The organism is Corynebacterium sp. Marseille-P3884 (genome assembly GCF_017942225.1).
GTDB lineage: Bacteria > Actinomycetota > Actinomycetes > Mycobacteriales > Mycobacteriaceae > Corynebacterium.
In genome coordinates this window covers 19,437-36,759 of the sequence record NZ_JAGKSD010000001.1, presented here as the reverse complement: position 1 = coordinate 36,759, position 17,323 = coordinate 19,437, and the positions used below count along the sequence as shown (strand labels likewise).

Here is a 17,323-nt window from a genome sequence, read left to right as displayed (position 1 = left end):
GTTGTCGTGGATTACATTTCCCGCCACATCGGCCCGACGGACAGCGAGCGCAGCATCATGCTCGACGCTGTGGGCTACAGTTCGGTCGATGAGCTGGTTGCCGCCGCTACCCCACCGGGCATCCTGGCGAAGGCACCGCTTGACCTGCCGGAGGCGCTGACGGAGCAAGAAGCACAGAACCGCCTGCGGGAGCTGGCCGGAAAGAATACGGTACTAAAGGCCTTCTACGGCCAGGGATTCTCCTCCACCATCACTCCCCCGGTGATCCGCCGCGGTGTCGTGGAGGATGCTGGCTGGTACACCGCCTACACCCCGTACCAGCCGGAGATTTCCCAGGGCCGCTTGGAGGCGCTGCTCAATTTCCAGACGTTGGTGCAAGACCTCACGGGCCTGCCGATCGCGAATGCATCGCTTCTCGACGAAGCATCTGCCGTCGCCGAGGCCATCGGCCTGATGTCTCGCAAGGTGAAGAAGGGCCGCCGCGTGCTTCTCGACGCACGCCTGCACCCCCAGGTCATCGCCGTCGCCGCAGAGCGCGCGCGTGCTTTGGACCTCGAAGTGGAGGTCACCGCGCTCGACTCCAACCTGGTCGGTGAGGACTTCGTCGGCGTCGTTCTGGCCTACCCAGGCACCGAGGGCGATATCGTCGACCCGCGCCCGGTGATCGAGGCGATCCACTCCCGCGGCGGTCTTGCCACCGTTGCCGCTGACCCGCTGTCGCTGCTGCTCCTGGAATCCCCGGGCGAACTCGGCGCCGATATCGCCGTGGGCACCACGCAGCGCTTCGGCGTTCCGCTGTTCTACGGCGGTCCGCACGCCGCGTACATGGCTGTGTCCGACAAGCTCAAGCGCCAGATGCCGGGCCGTCTCGTCGGTGTCTCCGTCGACGCTGAGGGCTATCCGGCCTACCGTCTCGCCCTCCAGACTCGCGAGCAGCACATCCGCCGTGAGAAGGCGACCTCCAACATCTGCACCGCCCAGGCACTTCTCGCTGTCACCGCGTCCATGTACGCCGTGTACCACGGGCCGGAAGGCCTGCGCGAGATCGCGCGGGACGTGCATGAATGGGCGGGGCGCTTCGCGGCGTCGATAAGCAATGCTGGCTTGACCGTCAAGCATGACGCGTTCTTCGACACCGTGGCTGTCACCGTCCCGGGCCGCGCGCAGGGCATTGTCGACACGCTGGCCGACGCTGGCTACCTCGTGCGCGCCGTCGACGAGGACACCGTGGCTGTCAGCTTCGGCGAGGACACTGAAAACGCCGATCTGGCGGCGCTGCTCAACGGCTTCGGCATCATCGATGACCCCGCTGCTTCGGCGGAGAATCACCTGCCGGATGCGCTCGCGCGCACCACCGAGGTGCTCACCCACGAGGTGTTCAACACCCACCACTCCGAGACGATGATGATGCGCTACATCCGCTCGCTCGGCGACAAGGACTTGGCTCTCGACCGCACGATGATCCCGCTGGGCTCATGCACGATGAAGCTCAACCCGACCGCGGGCCTGGAGGCCATCACGTGGCCCGGCTTCGCCAACGTGCACCCGTTCACCCCGGACAAGTACACCGAGGGCTGGCGCGAGCTGATCGACGAGTTGACCGGCTGGCTGGTGGAGATCACCGGTTACGACGCAGTGTCCGTCCAGCCGAATTCCGGCGCGACCGGCGAGCTGGCTGGCCTGCTGGCCATCCGCCGCTACCACGTGGCTAACGGCGATACCGAACGCGATATCTGCCTGATCCCGGCCTCCGCGCACGGCACGAACGCGGCGTCGGCGACACTGGCGAACCTGCGCGTGGTCGTTGTGAAGACCGCAGAGGACGGCTCGATCGACATCGCCGACCTGGATGCCAAGCTGGAGCAGTACGGCGAGCACATCGCCGCCATCATGATCACTTACCCGTCCACGCACGGCGTGTACGAGGAGACCGTCACCGAGGTCGCGGACAAGGTTCACGCTGTCGGCGGCCAGGTCTACATCGACGGCGCGAACATGAACGCCCTGACAGGTCTTGCCCGCCCGGGCGATTTCGGCGGCGATGTCAGCCACCTGAACCTGCACAAGACCTTCACCATCCCGCACGGCGGCGGTGGCCCAGGCGTCGGCCCGATCGGCGTCGGTGCGCACCTCACCCCGTTCCTGCCCGCCGACCCGCAGATGTCCGGTGCGGACGCGGCCAAGGAAGCCGCCGAGGGCGCCGGTGTGCCGATCTCCGCGACCACCTACGGCTCCGCAGGCGTGCTGCCCATCTCCTGGGCATACATCGCTATGTCCGGTGCTGACGGCCTGGCTTCGGCCACCCGCAACGCGATCCTCAACGCCAACTACCTGGCGCACGAGCTCAACGACTCCTTCCCGGTCCTCTACACCGGCAACGCCGGCCTGGTGGGCCACGAGTGCATCATCGACCTGCGCGAGATCACCGATGCCTCCGGCGTCACCGCAGCCGATGTGGCTAAGCGCCTCGTCGATTACGGCTTCCACGCCCCAACACTCGCCTTCCCCGTTGCCGGCACGCTCATGATCGAGCCGACCGAGTCCGAGGACATCGCCGAGCTGCAGCGCTTCGTCACCGCAATGCGCTCCATCCGCGCAGAGATCCAGGACATCATCGACGGCAAGGTGGCCTACGAGGATTCCGTCATTCACCACGCGCCGTACACCGCGCGCAGCCTGGTCACCTCCAATTGGGACTACGCCTTCACCCGCGAGCAGGCCGCCTACCCGGTCGAATCCCTGCTCACCGGTGGGAAGTACTTCCCGCCGGTGCGGCGCATCGACGAGGCCTACGGCGACCGCAACCTCGTCTGCGCCTGCCCACCACCGGAAGCATTCGACCTCTCCGCCTCCCCTGAGGACGGCGAGATCATCGAGCCTGTCGTCACCGAAGAAAACAGTAAGTAAAGGAGCACACACATGCCGCAGACTCCGCTGCACAGCAAGCACGAAGCGCTCGGCGCATCGTTCACCGACTTTGGTGGCTGGACTATGCCGCTGAAATACGGCAGCGAGCTCGAAGAGCACCGCGCCGTGCGCAACGCCGTGGGTATCTTCGACCTGTCCCACATGGGCGAGATCGACGTCACCGGCCCGGACGCCGGCGCGTACCTCGACTACGTCCTCATCTCCAACCTGTCCAACCTCAAGGTGGGCAAAGCCAAGTACTCCATGATCGTCGACGAGAACGGCGGAATCCTGGATGACCTGATCACCTACAAATTCTCCGACGACCACTTCATGGTCGTGCCCAACGCCGCCAATACCGCGACCGTCTGGGCCGCCTTCGAGGCACGCACCGAGGGCTTCGACGTTGAGATCCGCAACGACTCCGAGGCAGTGGCGCTCGTCGCCGTCCAGGGCCCGGGATCGCTCGAGGCACTCACGCCCCTGCTTGCCGACGACCCGGCGCCCCTCGCCTACTACTCCGGCGCGTGGACCACTCTGAAGTCTGATGGCTCCGACGTGGAGGTCTTCGTCGCCCGCACCGGTTACACCGGCGAGGACGGCTTCGAGCTCTTCTGCCAGAACGAGGACGCCGAGAAAGTCTGGGACGTCGTGATCGACTCCGGCATTCCGTGCGGCCTCGCCTCCCGCGACTCCCTGCGCTTGGAAGCTTCCATGCCGCTGTACGGCCACGAGCTCACCGCCGACATCACCCCCGTCGAGGCGGGTATGGGCCGCGCCTTCGCCAAGAAGGAAGCGAATTTCGTGGGCAAGGACGCCCTGACCGGACGCGAGCCATCCGTCGTCATCGCCGGCCTGACCTCTGAAGAGCGCCGCGCCGCCCGCGAAGGTGCTGAGGTCTTCCTCGCAGACGAGGACGGCTCTAACACCCGCATCGGCGTGGTCACCTCCGGCCAGCCCTCCCCCACTTTGGGCCACCCGGTGGCTCTTGCACACATTGATCCCGCGCACGCTGAGCCGGGCACTAAAGTGGAGGTCGACATCAGGGGTAAGCGCTACGCTTACACCATCTCTGAGACCCCCTTCTACTCCCGAAAGGACAAATAAGAATGTCTGATCTGCCCCAGGATTTCTCCTACTCCGAGGACCACGAGTGGGTCAACGCCGCCGCTGACGCCGTAGAGGGACAGACCGTCCGCATCGGCATCACCTCTGTGGCCACCGAGCGCCTCGGCGAGATCGTCTTCGCCGAGCTGCCGGCCGTCGGCGACACCGTGACTGCAGGCGAGACCTGCGGCGAGGTCGAGTCCACCAAGTCCGTCTCTGATCTGTACTCCCCGGTCACCGGCAAGGTCACCGCGGTCAACGAGGACATCGAAGACAACTACGAGGCGATCAACAACGACCCGTTCGGTGAGGGCTGGCTCTTCGAGGTCGCCGTCGAATCCGCAGGTCCGCTCATGACTGCCGACGAGTACGGTTCCGCAAACGGCCTGTAAACGGTCTCCTCTTAAGCCGACGCGGCGGGAGGTCTACCATGAAGGGCATGAGTGCCCCGCGTGAACCGTTCTTCCCCGCAGACCGCTCCATCCGAGCCTCAGATTCCCCACTAGACGTGCGGGAACTGGGGCTCGTGGACTATTCGGAGACCTGGGAGCTGCAGGCGAAGCTCGCCGCCCAGCGTGCCGACGACGAGATCGGCGATACGTTGCTCGTACTGCAGCATCCGAATACATACACCGCCGGCAAGCGCACCCAGCCGGAGGATCTCCCCGATAACGGCCAGCCCGTTGTCACCGTCGACCGCGGCGGCCGCATCACCTGGCACGGCGAGGGCCAGCTGGTCATCTACCCCATTATCAAGCTCGCCGACCCCGTCGACGTGGTGGACTTCGTCCGCCGCATCGAGGAAGCCATGATCGCCACGATCCGCGAATTCGGTGTGGAGGACGCCGGCCGCATCGACGGCCGCTCCGGTGTCTGGGTGCCGGCAGACGATCCGTCGATAGGCGTGCGCCGCGACCGCAAAGTCGCCCAGCTGGGTATCCGCATCACCCGCGGCGTGACCATGCACGGCCTCGCCGTCAACTGCAACAACACCCTCGAATACTTCGGGCACATCGTCGCCTGCGGCATCAGCGACGCCGACGTCACCACGATGAGCCTCGAGCTGGGCCGCGATGTCACTCCCGACGAACTCGCTCCCCCGCTCATTCGCAATCTCGACCGCGCGCTCTCGGGCGAACTCGCCGTCGCCGACCACACCATTTCGCGCGACTGACTCTAAACGGGGGTTGCTTCGGCCAGCCATATTCGCACCTTTGCGCGAGCGGGGTTAACGTGGAACCCGTGACTGTCGCAGAAGAAGGACGCAAGCTGCGCCGCGTTGAAAAACGCAACGCGCAGACCCCGATCGAATCCAAGCCGCGTTGGATCCGCAACGCCGTGAAAACGGGCCCCGAATACGAGGACATGCGGAAGAAGGTGAAGGGTGCTTCCCTTCACACCGTGTGCCAGGAGGCCGGCTGCCCCAATATCCACGAGTGTTGGGAATCCCGTGAGGCTACCTTCCTCATTGGTGGCGCGAACTGCTCCCGCCGCTGCGATTTCTGCCAGATCAACTCCGCCAAGCCGGAGCCGCTCGATCGAGAAGAGCCGCAGCGCGTCGCAGAGAGCGTCCGCGAAATGGAGCTGAACTACTCCACCATCACCGGTGTCACGCGTGACGACCTCGAAGATGAGGGCGCATGGCTCTACGCCGAGGTTGTGCGCAAGATCCACGAGCTCAACCCGCACACCGGCGTGGAGAACCTCACCCCGGACTTCTCCGGTAAGCCGGACCTGCTCCAGCAGGTCTTCGAAGCCGAGCCGGAGGTCTTCGCCCACAACTTGGAGACCGTTCCGCGCATCTTCAAGCGCATTCGTCCGGCTTTCCGCTACGACCGCTCCCTGGACGTCATCCGCCAGGCACGCGATTACGGGCTGATCACCAAGTCCAACCTCATTCTCGGCATGGGTGAGACCCGTGAAGAGGTCCTCGAGGCGCTCCAGGACATGCACGACGCGGGCACCGACATCATCACGATCACCCAGTACCTGCGCCCCGGCCCGATGTACCACCCGATCGAGCGTTGGGTGAAGCCGGAGGAGTTCATTGAATACCGCGATGCCGCCTACGACATGGGCTTCGCCGCTGTCATGTCCGGCCCGCTGGTGCGCTCCTCCTACCGCGCCGGCAAGCTCTACGTCGAGGCCATGAAGTTCCACGGCCGCGAGCTTCCGGAGAACCTGAAGCACCTTGCCGAGACCTCCCAGGGCGCCACCGACCAGGAAGCCGAGACCCTGCTGAACAAGTACGGCGCGTCCGAGGAAACCCCGGTCGTCTCCGCAGGCCGCCCCGCCGTCGGGCTCGGCATGCCGGGCATCGGCGCCGACTAGGGGTGGGCGCAGGCGCTCCGCCGCCCCGCCACAGCTCTAAACCCAGCTATCTGGATCCAGATAGCTGGGTTTGACGTATGCGAACAGTGACTCGCTCTAGCTGTACTGACCGGGGACGTTGGTCAATCGGGAGATGGGCGGCTGGTAGTCGCAGGCCGTGTGCGGCCGGTGGTGGTTGTAATGGTGGAGCCAGTCAGCGAGTGCGTCGCGACGCTCCTGCTCGCTGGTGTAGCAGCGAGCGTAAGCCCATCCGTCGGCCATTGTGCGATGGAAACGTTCGACCTTGCCGTTGGTTTGCGGCCGGTAGGGGCGGGTCCGCTTCGGGGTGATGGACAGCTCCTCGCAGGTGCCGCGCCACAGGTGCGAGCGGTAGGCACCGCCATTGTCTGATAAGACTCGTTCGACAGTGACGCCACGATCGGTGAACCACTCGACCGCACGGTGCAGCAAAGCGACCGCAGTGGTGGCGGTCTCGTCGTCGTGGGCCTCGGAGTACGCCACTCGTGAGTGATCGTCGATCACGGTGTGGATGAAGGCGTACCCGAGCTTGGGATCGCGCCACTTGTTCTTCGGCTTGTCGGGGGTGGCGGAACGGTTCTTCTCTCCTTGGCGGCGGCCCACGTAGCGCCAGCCACCGCCATCGGGGATGTTCCCGAACTTCTTCACGTCTACATGGACGAGGGAGCCAGGGTAGCGGTGTTCATACCGGCGAACTAGCTCGCCAGTGGCGCGGTCGAGGTAAGCAAGTCAGTTCAATCGAGCCGAGCGCAGGATGCGGTGCACGGTCGATGGAGCGACACCGACGCGCACGGCGAGCTGAACCGGTCCTTCTCGCAGCCTCATTCGCAGGCTGATACAGCGCTTCGTGACCGCGAGCGATGTCTTGGTCGGTGAGTTCTTCGGGCGCGAGGACCTGTCCTGCATGGACTCGCCGGACAGATAGCGGTCGCCCCAACGCTTCACGGTGGGCCACGACACCTGGAACCGGGCTGCGATCTCGCTGATCGGCCATCCTTCGTCGACGACGAGGCGGGCGACCTTGAGTCGGTGGCGAAGTGTGAGAGCGGCGTTCGCGTGCGTCGTCATCGGACCGGCTCCCACTGGAAGCGCCACCGGCCAACGAGAGCAGCGACAGCGAGTACAACGCTCAGAAGAAACACCGGCATGATCATGGCGGCTAGTGGGTCGCCGTCCCACGCGTGTTGAGCGGCTTCGACGAACCAACGGACGGGTGAATACTTAACGATCTGCTGAATCGCCGACGGCATCGCCGCCAATGGCGTAAAGGCTCCGGATGTGAGCATGAGCAGGATCATGAGCACGTTCCCTATGCCCGTAGCGGCAGTGGCGGACGGATAGAGCGCCGCAAGCGCGCAACCCACTGCGAGGAAGGTGCTGAGCCCGATGAGGCACACGGCCAGGACACCTGGGACGTGGCTAGGCATGGGCACCCCGAAAACCCCGATCCCAATCGCCAAAGCGGTGAGCATGCCCGCAATACCTACGACGAAGTGCACGGTGAGGCTCGCTGCGATGAAGGTGGAACGACGCAGCGGCGTAAGACTCAGGCGTCGGAGTGCGCCCGTGTCACGAAGGGTCAGCATCGCCACGGGCACCTGGAGGACCCCGGTCATGGCGAGAACAAGAGAGGCGAAGGCGGGCAGGGTCGCATCGAGGAATCCCCGTCCACCGAACTCCGGTCGCGGATCGTTACCGAAGATCACACCCAAGGCCAGCACCAAAACCGGCGCGAAACCGAAAGAGAAGAACAGGCCTACAGGGTCGCGGCGCTGGGAGCGCCATAGGGCTTTGAGAAGGGCTCGATATGCGTTCATGCCGCCTGCTCCTCGGTGGTGATGTGTCGACCGGTGAGGGCCAGGAAGACGTCTTCAAGGCCGGGGGTCGTCGTGCTCATGCTCGTTACGGTGATGCGGTGTGCCGCCAGTGCAGAAAGGACGCCCTGCAGCCCGTCCGCAGCGCCGCGGATGGTCAGTTCCCGTCCCTCTGTTCGAGCGCTGGTCACGCCAGGAACTCCGTTGAGGTCGAACTCTGCGCTAGGCGACGCCGACAGGATGAGCTTCGCCGTGGTTTCGCCGGCGTGTTGCTGGATGAGGGAAGCCACTGTGTCCAAAGCAACCAACCGGCCGTGGTCGATGATGGCTACACGGTCGCATAGCCGTTCGGCCTCCTCCATGTAGTGGGTTGTGAGAACGACCGTTGCACCGCTATCGCGGACGTGCTCGACGGTGTCCCACATGTTTCGACGTGACTGAGGATCGAGAGCGGTGGTGAGCTCGTCCAAGAAAGCGAGCTGGGGACGGTTGATCAAGGCGAGGGCGACGAACACTCGTTGACGCTCCCCACCCGAGAGCCTGTCAACGCGGGCGTTGGCCTTGTCCTTGATCCCCAGATCCTTCAGCAGTTCGCGCCAAGGCCGCGGACGCTCGTAGAGGGCGGAGTAGAGCTCGAGGGCGTCCCGCACAGTGAGGCGAGGTGGCAGGGCCGCACTTTGCAGCTGGACCCCAATTTGCTGCGCCAACGAGTGCTGGTCCTTGATGGGGTCGCAGCCGAGCACCTCGACGTGCCCAGACGAGGGGCGGTCCAGTCCTTCCAGGCAGTTCAACAGGGTCGTCTTACCAGCACCATTCGGGCCCACGACCCCGAAGATCTCTCCTTCGCGGACCTTGAAGGAGACGTCTTCGAGGGCAGTGAAGCTGCCGAAGTTGCGGCTGACAGCCGCACAGCTCACGACATTCTTCATCCCTCATCACCCTCGGAGTCCACGGGGGCCTGATGGCTAGGCATCGCCTGCATGACGATCTGATCGAGCGTCTCCTGGCGCATCAAAGCGATCCCTTGGTTCGCGTCAGCGAGCAGGAGCAGGCTGTCGCCCGGGTGAATATCGAAGAGCTCCCGCGCGCCCTTGGGGATGACGACCTGTCCCTTGGGGCCGACCTTGACCGTCGCGGCGTACTTGCCCGGTGGGGGCGTTTGATCCATGTCCATGCTGACCTCCTGGTTGGTACCACAAGTATAACAAGTATAACAAGTGGCACCAACCAGGAAGTGACCTCACGGCATGTAGTCGATCAACGTGTCCGGTCAGTACATCTAGCGACGACTAAAGCCCACCAGGGATCTCCCCTGATGGGCCTTAGTCATGTGAGCGAGGCCCCGTCTTAATCAGGGACCGTCACTGGGCTACTTCTTGCCGGTCGGAATGTTGGAGCCGACCTTCATTGCCTCCGGGTTGTCGCGGGAGTCGTCCGTGCCGCCGTCCTTGAACAGCGGGCGGTCGAGCACGACCGACGGAATAGCGAAGGCATCGACGAGCACCTCCGACCACGGGCCGAGAGAGTCGACCAGGTCGTTGATGGAAGCGCGGGCTGCCTTGACGCGGCCCGAGGAGATCACGTTGTGCTCCTGGTACCAGCCGGCCTCGCGGACGATGGTGTCCAGGACGAAAAGGTGGCGGACCTGTTCGAAGACAGCGCGCTCGGTGGAGCCGACCGGCAGGGAGCGCTCTGCCTCGATCATGGCCTGAACCATCAGGCTCTCGATGTAGGCCCATGCCGCGCTCAGCATGTGGTCCTGCGCCTTGTCGATGACCTTGGCGGCCTCAGCCTTCTCCAGCTTGCGTGCGCCCTGGATACGACGGATCAGCGAACGCATGACCAGCTGCTCGCGCATCTGGGTGACCTTCAGCTGGTAGTCCGCGTCAAACAGGGAGGACTCTTCGTTGGTGAAGGTGTCCACCACAGACTGGACGGTGGCGCCCAGGCCCGCGCGGCTGCGGAAGATGTCGGTCACGTTGGTGGCCGCGAACTTCACGATGTCCATCGCGGACGGGTTAGCCATCTCGCTGGTGTAGGCCGTCAGCAGGTTCTTGCCGGCCAGCTGCAGCAGGACGGTGTTGTCGCCCTCGAACGTGTTGTACACGTCGGTGTCTGCGCGGTAGGTGGTCAGCAGGTTCTCCGACATGAAGCCGGCACCGCCGCAGGCCTCGCGGCACTCCTGGATGGTGTCCGTGGCATGCTCGGTGGCCACAGCCTTGAAGGCCGCTGCCAGGGTCTCCATCTCGCGGGACGCGAGTGACTGCGCCTCGGTCGGGTTGGTCACGGACCACTCGCCGGATGCCTGGCGCTCGGTCTGGTCTGCGTAGCGTGCCGTCAGCTGGTTCTGGAGCAGCTGGATGGCGTAGGAGCGGGCCAGCGGAATGATCAGGCGGCGGCGGTGCTGACGGTAGTCAATCAGCTTGGATTCGGTGCCGGTGTCGCCGTAGTCGAACTGGCGACGCTGGTGCGCGTACTTCAGGGCGATCGCCAGAGAGGACTTGGTCGCACCTGCGCCGGCTGCACCGACAGCGATACGGCCGCGGATCAGGGTGCCCAGCATCGTGAAGAAGCGGCGGTTCTTCGACTCGATCGGAGAGGTGTAGTTGCCTTCCTCGTCGACGTCGCCGAACTGGTTGAGCAGAGCCTCACGCGGGATGCGGACGTTGTCGAAGGTCAGGGTACCGTTATCGACGCCGAGCAGGCCGCCCTTGTGGCCGTGGTCGCCAATGGACACGCCCTCGACCGGGGAGCCGTCCTCTTCGCGGATGCGCACGACGAAGCAGTGCACGCCGTGGGATTCCTCCACACCCGGGGTGTAGAGCTGAGCGAAAACTGCGGACCAACGGCCGTCGCGGGCGGTGTTGCCAATGTAGACCTTCGTGGCCGACGGGGACGGGGAGTTGATCACGAACTCCTTCGTCTCCGGGTCGTAGGTCGCCGTGGTCTCCAGCTCCTGCACGTTGGAGCCGTGGCCACGCTCGGTCATGCCGTAGGAGCCCAGCTTGGACAGGTCCATAGCACCCTGCGCGTATTCGCGGTGACGCTCGGTGCCGAGCACGTCCACAGCGCCGCCCCACAGACCGAACTGCACGCCGGACTTAATCGCGAGCGAGCCGTTGAACTGGCCGAGCAGGTCCAGGCCGAGAATGCCGATGTGGGCCTCGCCCGAACCACCGTTGGCCTTGGAGAAAGCGGTCTGCATCATGCCGGAGGTAGCCACCATCTTGACCTTTTCCAGCAGGGCCGCGCGGATCTCCTCAACGGAGCCCTCGATCATCGGCAGCGCTTCCTCACGATTGAGCTGCTCGCGGATATTGTCCTTCTGCTCTTCCCACTGGCCGTCGAGCAGCTTCTTCAGCTTGCCCGCGACTGCTGCGTCCGGGGTCTCCGGCAGTGCCTGCGGGGAACGGGTTTCGGGAGACGCCTTCTGGGGACGGCGTTCCAGATTGACCTTGCGGACTTTGTCCTCAACGGAAGTCATGATGACCTTCTTTCCTGAAAATGCTTCCTTTATGTGGTGGGGGGTATGTGATGTTTAGCGCTCGATGATCGCGACGACGCCCTGGCCACCTGCGGCACAGATGGAGATGAGGGTGCGGCCGCCGCCGTTTTCCTCGAGGGTCTTCGCTGCGGAAGCGAGGATGCGTGCGCCGGTCGCCGCGAACGGGTGGCCGGCTGCCAGCGAAGAGCCCTTGACGTTGAGCTTGGAGCGGTCGATGGAACCCAGCGGGGCATCGAGACCGAGACGCTCGCGGCAGTAGGTCTCGTCCTCCCATGCCTTGAGGGTGGCGAGCACCTGGGAAGCGAATGCCTCGTGGATCTCGTAGAAGTCGAAGTCCTGCAGGGTCAGTCCGTTGCGCTCGAGCAGGCGCGGCACGGCGTAGGTCGGTGCCATCAGCAGGCCGTCCTTGCCGGACACGAAGTCCACAGCAGCCAGCTCAGAGTCGACCAGGTACGCGCGGACCGGAAGGTTCTGTTCCTTTGCCCACTCTTCAGAGCTGAGCAGGACTGCCGCGGCGCCGTCGGTAAGCGGGGTGGAGTTACCCGCGGTCATGGTGGCGGTGCCGCCGTGCTGCTCGGCGTCCTTCTTACCGAAGACCGGCTTGAGCTTGGACAGCTTCTCCACGGTGGAATCCGGGCGGAGGTTGGTGTCGCGGTTGACACCCAAGAACGGGGTCATCAAATCATCGAAGAAGTTCTCTTCGTATGCCTTGGCCAGGTTCTGGTGGGAGGTCGCCGCCAGTTCATCCTGCTCCTCACGGGAGATCTCCATCTCGCGTGCGGTGATCGCTGCATGGTCACCCATGGACAGGCCGGTGCGCGGCTCACCGTTCTGCGGCTGCTCCGGAGCGAGCTGGTTCGGACGAATGGAACCAGCGAGCTTCAGCTGATCTTTCACAGACTTCGCGTTGGAGAGACGGATCAGCGTCTTACGCAGCGTGTCATTGACAGCCAGCGGAGCATCCGAGGTGGTGTCGGCACCGCAGGCAATGCCGTTCTCGATTCGGCCGAGCGCAATAGCGTCAGCGACCTGGATCGCAGAAGTCAGCGACGTGCCGCAAGCATGCTGCAGATCAAAGGCCGGGGTCGTGGACGCCAGCTCCGAACCGAGCACGGACTCGCGAACCAGGTTGAAATCGCGTGCGTGCTTGAGCACAGCACCGCCGACGACGAGACCCATCTCCTGGTCCTGCAGGCCATAACGTGCGACAAGACCGTTGAGGGCCGAGGTCAGCATGTCCTGGTTAGAGGCCTTCGCGTACTCCTTGTTGGAACGCGCGAACGGGATACGGTTTCCGCCGAGAATGGCTACTTTGCGGGGTTGATTCATGCTTATTTCCTGCACTTCCCATGGAGCTCGAGGTAAGTAACTGCTGTTCAGTCGTTTACCGTGCGATATTTGTCTGACATTTTACAAAGTTCGAACTTTGTAAGGTTCGTCACCATTGCGATCTTATAATAGTATCCGACACAGAGCTACCGAATTGATACGGTCGCACCCCCAAATCAGAAGGAGAAAGTTGTGGCAAAGAAAGGCCTCCTCGAACAGTTCATCAACTCCCCTCTCGCCGCGAAGGCGGGTGTCCCCCAGGGCTACCCCCTACGCCGCTACAAGCAGGGTGAGGATCTTCTTCACGGCCCGGTCGTCGTCGGTGGCAACGGCCGACTGGCCGAGCAGATCACGTCTCTCCTCGACGGCCCGTACAAGCTGATCAAGGCAGAGGCAGACACCAAGCGCGCCGGCATCGTCTTTGACGCGACCCAGCTGGAGAAGCCGGAAGACCTGGTCCAGCTGTACGAATTCTTCAACCCGCAGCTGAAGAAGGTCCTGGACAACGCACGCCTTATCGTCATCGGCACCACCCCGGAGCTGCTCGACAACGCTGATGCCCGCATCGCTGCCCGCGCACTCGAGGGCTTCACCCGCTCCCTGGCCAAGGAGATGCGCAAGTCCGCCACGGTTCAGCTGGTCTACGTGGACCCGGCGATCGACGGCGCACAGATCAACAAGGTCGAGTCCACTCTCCGCTTCCTCCTCTCCGGAAAGTCCGCCTTCGTCGACGCACAGGTCATCCGCATTACCCCGGTCGATGTTCAGCTTCCGGAGAACTGGGAGAAGCCGCTCGAGGGCCGTCTCGCTGTCGTCACCGGTGCTGCTCGCGGCATCGGCGCCACCATCGCCGAGACCCTGGCCCGCGACGGCGCCAAGGTGATCTGCGTGGACATCCCGCAGGCTGGTGAGGGCCTCGCCAAGACCGCGAACAAGGTCAAGGGCACTGCCCTGCCGCTCGACGTGACCAACCCGAAGGCCGCCGAGGAGATCGCCAAGCACGCCCAAGAGCGCTACGGCCGCAAGATCGACACCATCGTCCACAACGCAGGTGTCACCCGCGACAAGCTGCTCGTCAACATGGACGAGGGCCGCTGGAACATGGTCCAGAACATCAACCTCGTCGCACCGGTGCGCATCACCGAGGCGCTGCTCGACGCCGACGCATTCGCCGAGACCCCGGCCATCATCGGCGTTTCCTCCATGGCCGGCATCGCCGGTAACCGCGGCCAGACCAACTACGCCACCACCAAGGCAGGCGTGGTCGGCTTCGTCGACGCTCTGGCTGAGCGCATCGCCAAGGCCGGCGGTTCCATCAACGCCGTCGCACCGGGCTTCATCGAGACCGACATGACCGCCGCTATGCCGTTCGGCCCGCGCGAGGTCGGCCGTCGCCTGAACTCCCTGAACCAGGGTGGCCAGCCGGTCGATGTCGCTGAGACCGTCGCATACTTCTCTGCACCGTCTTCCGTCGCCGTCAACGGCAACACCGTCCGTGTCTGCGGCCAGAACCTCCTGGGAGCGTAAACACAATGACTACTGCTGTAAATCGGGGCAACGACGACAACGACCCCAAGAAGAAGGCCGAAGCAGCCGCCGCTGAAGCCAAGACCGAAGCTAAGGAAGCCGCTGCACAGGCTCAGGACAAAGCTGAAGAGGTCGCTGACAAGGCAGCCGACGCCATCGAAGGCGTGAAGGAGAAGGTCTCGTCCAAGGTCGACGAGCTGACCGATGCCGCCGAAAAGAAGGCGGAGCGCAAGGCTGAAGAGGCGACAGACTCGAAGGCCGACGCGACTGCGACGAAGGCAGCCGCCAACGGCACCCGCCAGTACGAGAACCTGAAGTCCATTCCGGACATGAAGGCGATCAACCGCAAGATCTTCGTCAGCGCCATTCCAGGTATCGGCGGTACCCGCGAGGCGAAGCAGGATCCTACGTCGGCAATCCAGGTCAACGGCGTGAAGGTGGATAAGGCCAACCTGGCCGACTACACCAGCGCGACCGGTCTGCGCCTGGGCAACGACCTGCCGCCGACCTACTTCTTCGTCCTCTCTTTCCCGCTCGTCATGGAGTTGCTCTCCCGCCCGGACTTCCCGTACGCGGCGATGGGCGCGGTGCACGTCACCAACGTGATCGAGCAGACCCGCACGCTCAAGGTCGACGACACCTACACCATCCGCTCCCACGGGGAGAACCTGCGTCCGCACCGCCGTGGTCTGCTGGTCGACGTCGTCACCGAGATCTTCGTCGAAGGCGAGGAGAACGGCGAGCCGGTGTGGCGCCAGACTTCGACGTTTTTGGGCATGGGCGCGAAATTCGCCAAGTCTGCGAATGTCAGCGTGACCACCCGCGCCAAGGATTCCGGCAAGGTCCTGCCGAAGCCGGAGCTGCCGGAGTTCAAGCCGAACGCCCGCTGGCGCTGGACTGGTTCCGACGTCAACGCGTATGTCGAGGCCTCCAACGACCACAACCCGATTCACACCTCCAACCTGGGTGCGAAACTGTTCGGGTTCCCGGCGCGCATCGCTCACGGCATGTACTCCGCCGCGGCTGTGCTCGCTCCGCTTGAGGGCCGTCTGCCTCAGGCACTGCGCTACTCCGTCGAGTTCGTCAAGCCTGTGGTGATCCCAGCGCAGGTCGCTCTGTGGACCATCAAGGACGAGGACGGTTCGTACGATATCCAGCTGCGCGGCTCCTCTAAGCCGGACAAGCTGCACCTCAACGCGGAGATCACTCCGCTGTAGGCCACAAGCGCTGACTCGTCGGCCGCACTTTCCCGCCGCTCCCCCGCCACAGGAAGCGGCGGGGTTTCGCGTGTGTGGCACCAATCAGCCGTGGTAGTTCGTGCGGGGTGCGGGCTCTTCGTTACTCTAGTGACCATGGCAAAGGACAAGAAGGCAACTGCAGCCGACGCTTCCGCGAAGAAGGAACAGCGCTCGGCGAAGCGCCTGAAACGCAAGCAGACCCGTTCCCAGATCTGGCAGGCGTTCAACCTCCAGCGCAAGCGCGATAAGAAGCTGATCCCGCTGATGCTGGCGTCCATCGTCGGCGTAGCGCTGCTCTTCTTCCTGATCGGTCTGCTGTTCGGTGGCGAGTGGTTCATGCTCGTCCCTGGCATTCTGTTCGGCTTCGTGCTGGCGATGTTCATCTTCACCCGCCGCCTCGAGGGCTCCATGTACGAGGAAGTCGGCGACACCCCAGGCGCGGCTGCGTGGACGCTCGAGAATATGCGCAACACGATGGGCATCGTGTGGCTGACCAAGACGGGTATTGCCGCTAATCCGCAGATGGACACCGTCCACCGCGTGGTGGGCAACCCAGGTGTCGTGCTCGTCGGCGAGGGCGACCCGAAGCGTCTCAAGCCGATGATGGAGAAAGAGCGCAAGCGCATCGACCGCCTCGTCGCGGGTGTGCCCATCCACGAGATTCTCGTGGGTTCGGGCGAGGACCAGGTCCCGCCGAGGAAGCTCCAGCGCACGCTGTTGAAGCTTCCGAAGAACTACAGCAAGGACGAGGTTTATTCCGTCAACGCGAAGCTCGAAGCGATGGACAATATCCGCGGCGGCCAGCGCGCCGGCCTGCCGAAGGGCCCGATGCCGCACCAGGCGCAGAATATGGCGGGCATGAACCGCAAGATGCGCCGCATGCAACAGCGCAAGGGAAAATAAACAGAGTTTCCAGCTAAATCCGCTCGTCAGCCGCCAAGGTTACGAGCGGATTACTGCTGTCCCGGTCGCACGATCGTGCATCCCGCGGCCGTCAGGGTCAACGATCGCCGCGGGGAAGATGAATCCAGTCAAGATGGTGCGCACCGCCGCTCGCCAGAAGCCGACGGTCGCGCCAGGCTTATCGACGCGAGCGACGCCCATCCCCAGCACTGCCATTCCCGGCGTGCGTGCAAAGAGCCAGCCACTGATGATTCCCAGCAGCAGCCAAAGGATGTACGTCAACGTGGCGGTCCCGCCGAATACGTGGGTATTCATGACGATGAAACCCGCAATGATCCAGCAGATTCCCCAGTCGATGAGCACGCCTCCGGCGCGGCGCATGACTGATGCCATGGCTCCGCTGCCGCTCTTCGGCATGCCGAGGTGCTCCCCTGGCCAGCGTCCGACCATGAAGTCGTCGTCGCCGCCTGCGGGACGGGGCGATTGTTTTCCGGCGTTGCCGCCACGCTGCGCATTACCCATGGTCATCAAGGATAGAACACCGTTTTTCTAATCCGAATTCATCTCTTCGGTACACCGGCGGAGACATTGTCCTTCCATGTAACATCGTTGGAAGAACCCAATTTGCACTCAAGGAGTTTTTA

At 63.9% G+C, this 17,323-nt stretch carries 14 protein-coding genes and 1 pseudogene; 8 read left to right on the top strand and 7 right to left on the bottom strand.

Annotation, left to right across the window (positions count from 1 at the left end):
* Positions 1-6: 6 nt before the first annotated feature.
* From gcvP to lipA, 5 genes are all read left to right on the top strand, one after another.
* Positions 7-2,907: an aminomethyl-transferring glycine dehydrogenase gene (gene gcvP, locus J5Y21_RS00170; RefSeq protein ID WP_210571565.1), complete on the top strand. Its 2,901-nt coding sequence runs from the start codon at positions 7-9 to the stop codon at positions 2,905-2,907.
* 12 nt (positions 2,908-2,919) lie between these two features.
* Entirely contained in the window at positions 2,920-4,014 is a 1,095-nt protein-coding gene (gcvT, locus tag J5Y21_RS00165) for a glycine cleavage system aminomethyltransferase GcvT (protein ID WP_210571563.1), read from the top strand.
* 2 nt (positions 4,015-4,016) lie between these two features.
* A complete protein-coding gene (gene gcvH / locus J5Y21_RS00160) occupies positions 4,017-4,406 on the top strand; it encodes a glycine cleavage system protein GcvH (RefSeq protein WP_210571562.1) in 390 nt (129 codons plus the stop codon).
* Between the two features lie 47 nt (positions 4,407-4,453).
* Positions 4,454-5,188 (top strand): lipoyl(octanoyl) transferase LipB, encoded by a 735-nt coding sequence (gene lipB, locus J5Y21_RS00155; RefSeq protein ID WP_210571561.1) that lies wholly within the window; start codon positions 4,454-4,456, stop codon positions 5,186-5,188.
* Between the two features lie 68 nt (positions 5,189-5,256).
* A complete protein-coding gene (gene lipA, locus J5Y21_RS00150) occupies positions 5,257-6,345 on the top strand; it encodes a lipoyl synthase (RefSeq protein ID WP_210571560.1) in 1,089 nt (362 codons plus the stop codon).
* A gap of 96 nt (positions 6,346-6,441) precedes the next feature.
* Here lipA and J5Y21_RS00145 read toward each other — a convergent pair.
* The 6 genes and pseudogenes from J5Y21_RS00145 to J5Y21_RS00120 all read right to left on the bottom strand — a co-directional run bounded on the left by J5Y21_RS00145 (position 6,442) and on the right by J5Y21_RS00120 (position 13,017).
* A pseudogene (locus J5Y21_RS00145) lies at positions 6,442-7,431 on the bottom strand (IS481 family transposase).
* A complete protein-coding gene (locus tag J5Y21_RS00140) occupies positions 7,428-8,180 on the bottom strand; it encodes an ABC transporter permease (protein ID WP_210571559.1) in 753 nt (250 codons plus the stop codon). The pseudogene J5Y21_RS00145 and the gene J5Y21_RS00140 overlap by 4 nt, the downstream one beginning before the upstream one ends.
* Positions 8,177-9,106, bottom strand: coding sequence for an ABC transporter ATP-binding protein (locus J5Y21_RS00135; protein WP_210571558.1), 930 nt, complete (start codon positions 9,104-9,106; stop codon positions 8,177-8,179). The genes J5Y21_RS00140 and J5Y21_RS00135 overlap by 4 nt, the downstream gene beginning before the upstream one ends.
* Positions 9,103-9,351 carry an AbrB/MazE/SpoVT family DNA-binding domain-containing protein gene (locus J5Y21_RS00130; RefSeq protein ID WP_210571557.1) on the bottom strand — a complete coding sequence of 83 codons (249 nt, stop codon included), beginning with the start codon at positions 9,349-9,351 and terminating at the stop codon, positions 9,103-9,105. The genes J5Y21_RS00135 and J5Y21_RS00130 overlap by 4 nt, the downstream gene beginning before the upstream one ends.
* A gap of 195 nt (positions 9,352-9,546) precedes the next feature.
* On the bottom strand, positions 9,547-11,661 hold the full coding sequence (locus J5Y21_RS00125; protein ID WP_210571555.1) for an acyl-CoA dehydrogenase family protein: 2,115 nt from the start codon (positions 11,659-11,661) through the stop codon (positions 9,547-9,549).
* 54 nt (positions 11,662-11,715) lie between these two features.
* Positions 11,716-13,017 carry an acetyl-CoA C-acetyltransferase gene (locus tag J5Y21_RS00120; protein WP_210571825.1) on the bottom strand — a complete coding sequence of 434 codons (1,302 nt, stop codon included), beginning with the start codon at positions 13,015-13,017 and terminating at the stop codon, positions 11,716-11,718.
* A gap of 186 nt (positions 13,018-13,203) precedes the next feature.
* On the opposite strand from J5Y21_RS00120, the gene J5Y21_RS00115 reads away from it, so the two are divergent.
* The 3 genes from J5Y21_RS00115 (at position 13,204) to J5Y21_RS00105 (ending at position 16,679) form a co-directional block, all read left to right on the top strand.
* Positions 13,204-14,538: a 3-oxoacyl-ACP reductase gene (locus J5Y21_RS00115; RefSeq protein ID WP_210571554.1), complete on the top strand. Its 1,335-nt coding sequence runs from the start codon at positions 13,204-13,206 to the stop codon at positions 14,536-14,538.
* A 5-nt stretch (positions 14,539-14,543) separates the two neighbouring features.
* Positions 14,544-15,755, top strand: coding sequence for a MaoC/PaaZ C-terminal domain-containing protein (locus tag J5Y21_RS00110; protein WP_210571553.1), 1,212 nt, complete (start codon positions 14,544-14,546; stop codon positions 15,753-15,755).
* Between the two features lie 135 nt (positions 15,756-15,890).
* Positions 15,891-16,679 carry a DUF4191 domain-containing protein gene (locus J5Y21_RS00105; protein ID WP_210571552.1) on the top strand — a complete coding sequence of 263 codons (789 nt, stop codon included), beginning with the start codon at positions 15,891-15,893 and terminating at the stop codon, positions 16,677-16,679.
* Positions 16,680-16,718: 39 nt separating this feature from the next.
* Here J5Y21_RS00105 and J5Y21_RS00100 read toward each other — a convergent pair whose 3' ends face one another.
* Entirely contained in the window at positions 16,719-17,129 is a 411-nt protein-coding gene (locus tag J5Y21_RS00100) for an RDD family protein (protein ID WP_246874807.1), read from the bottom strand.
* Between the last annotated feature and the right edge of the window lie 194 nt (positions 17,130-17,323).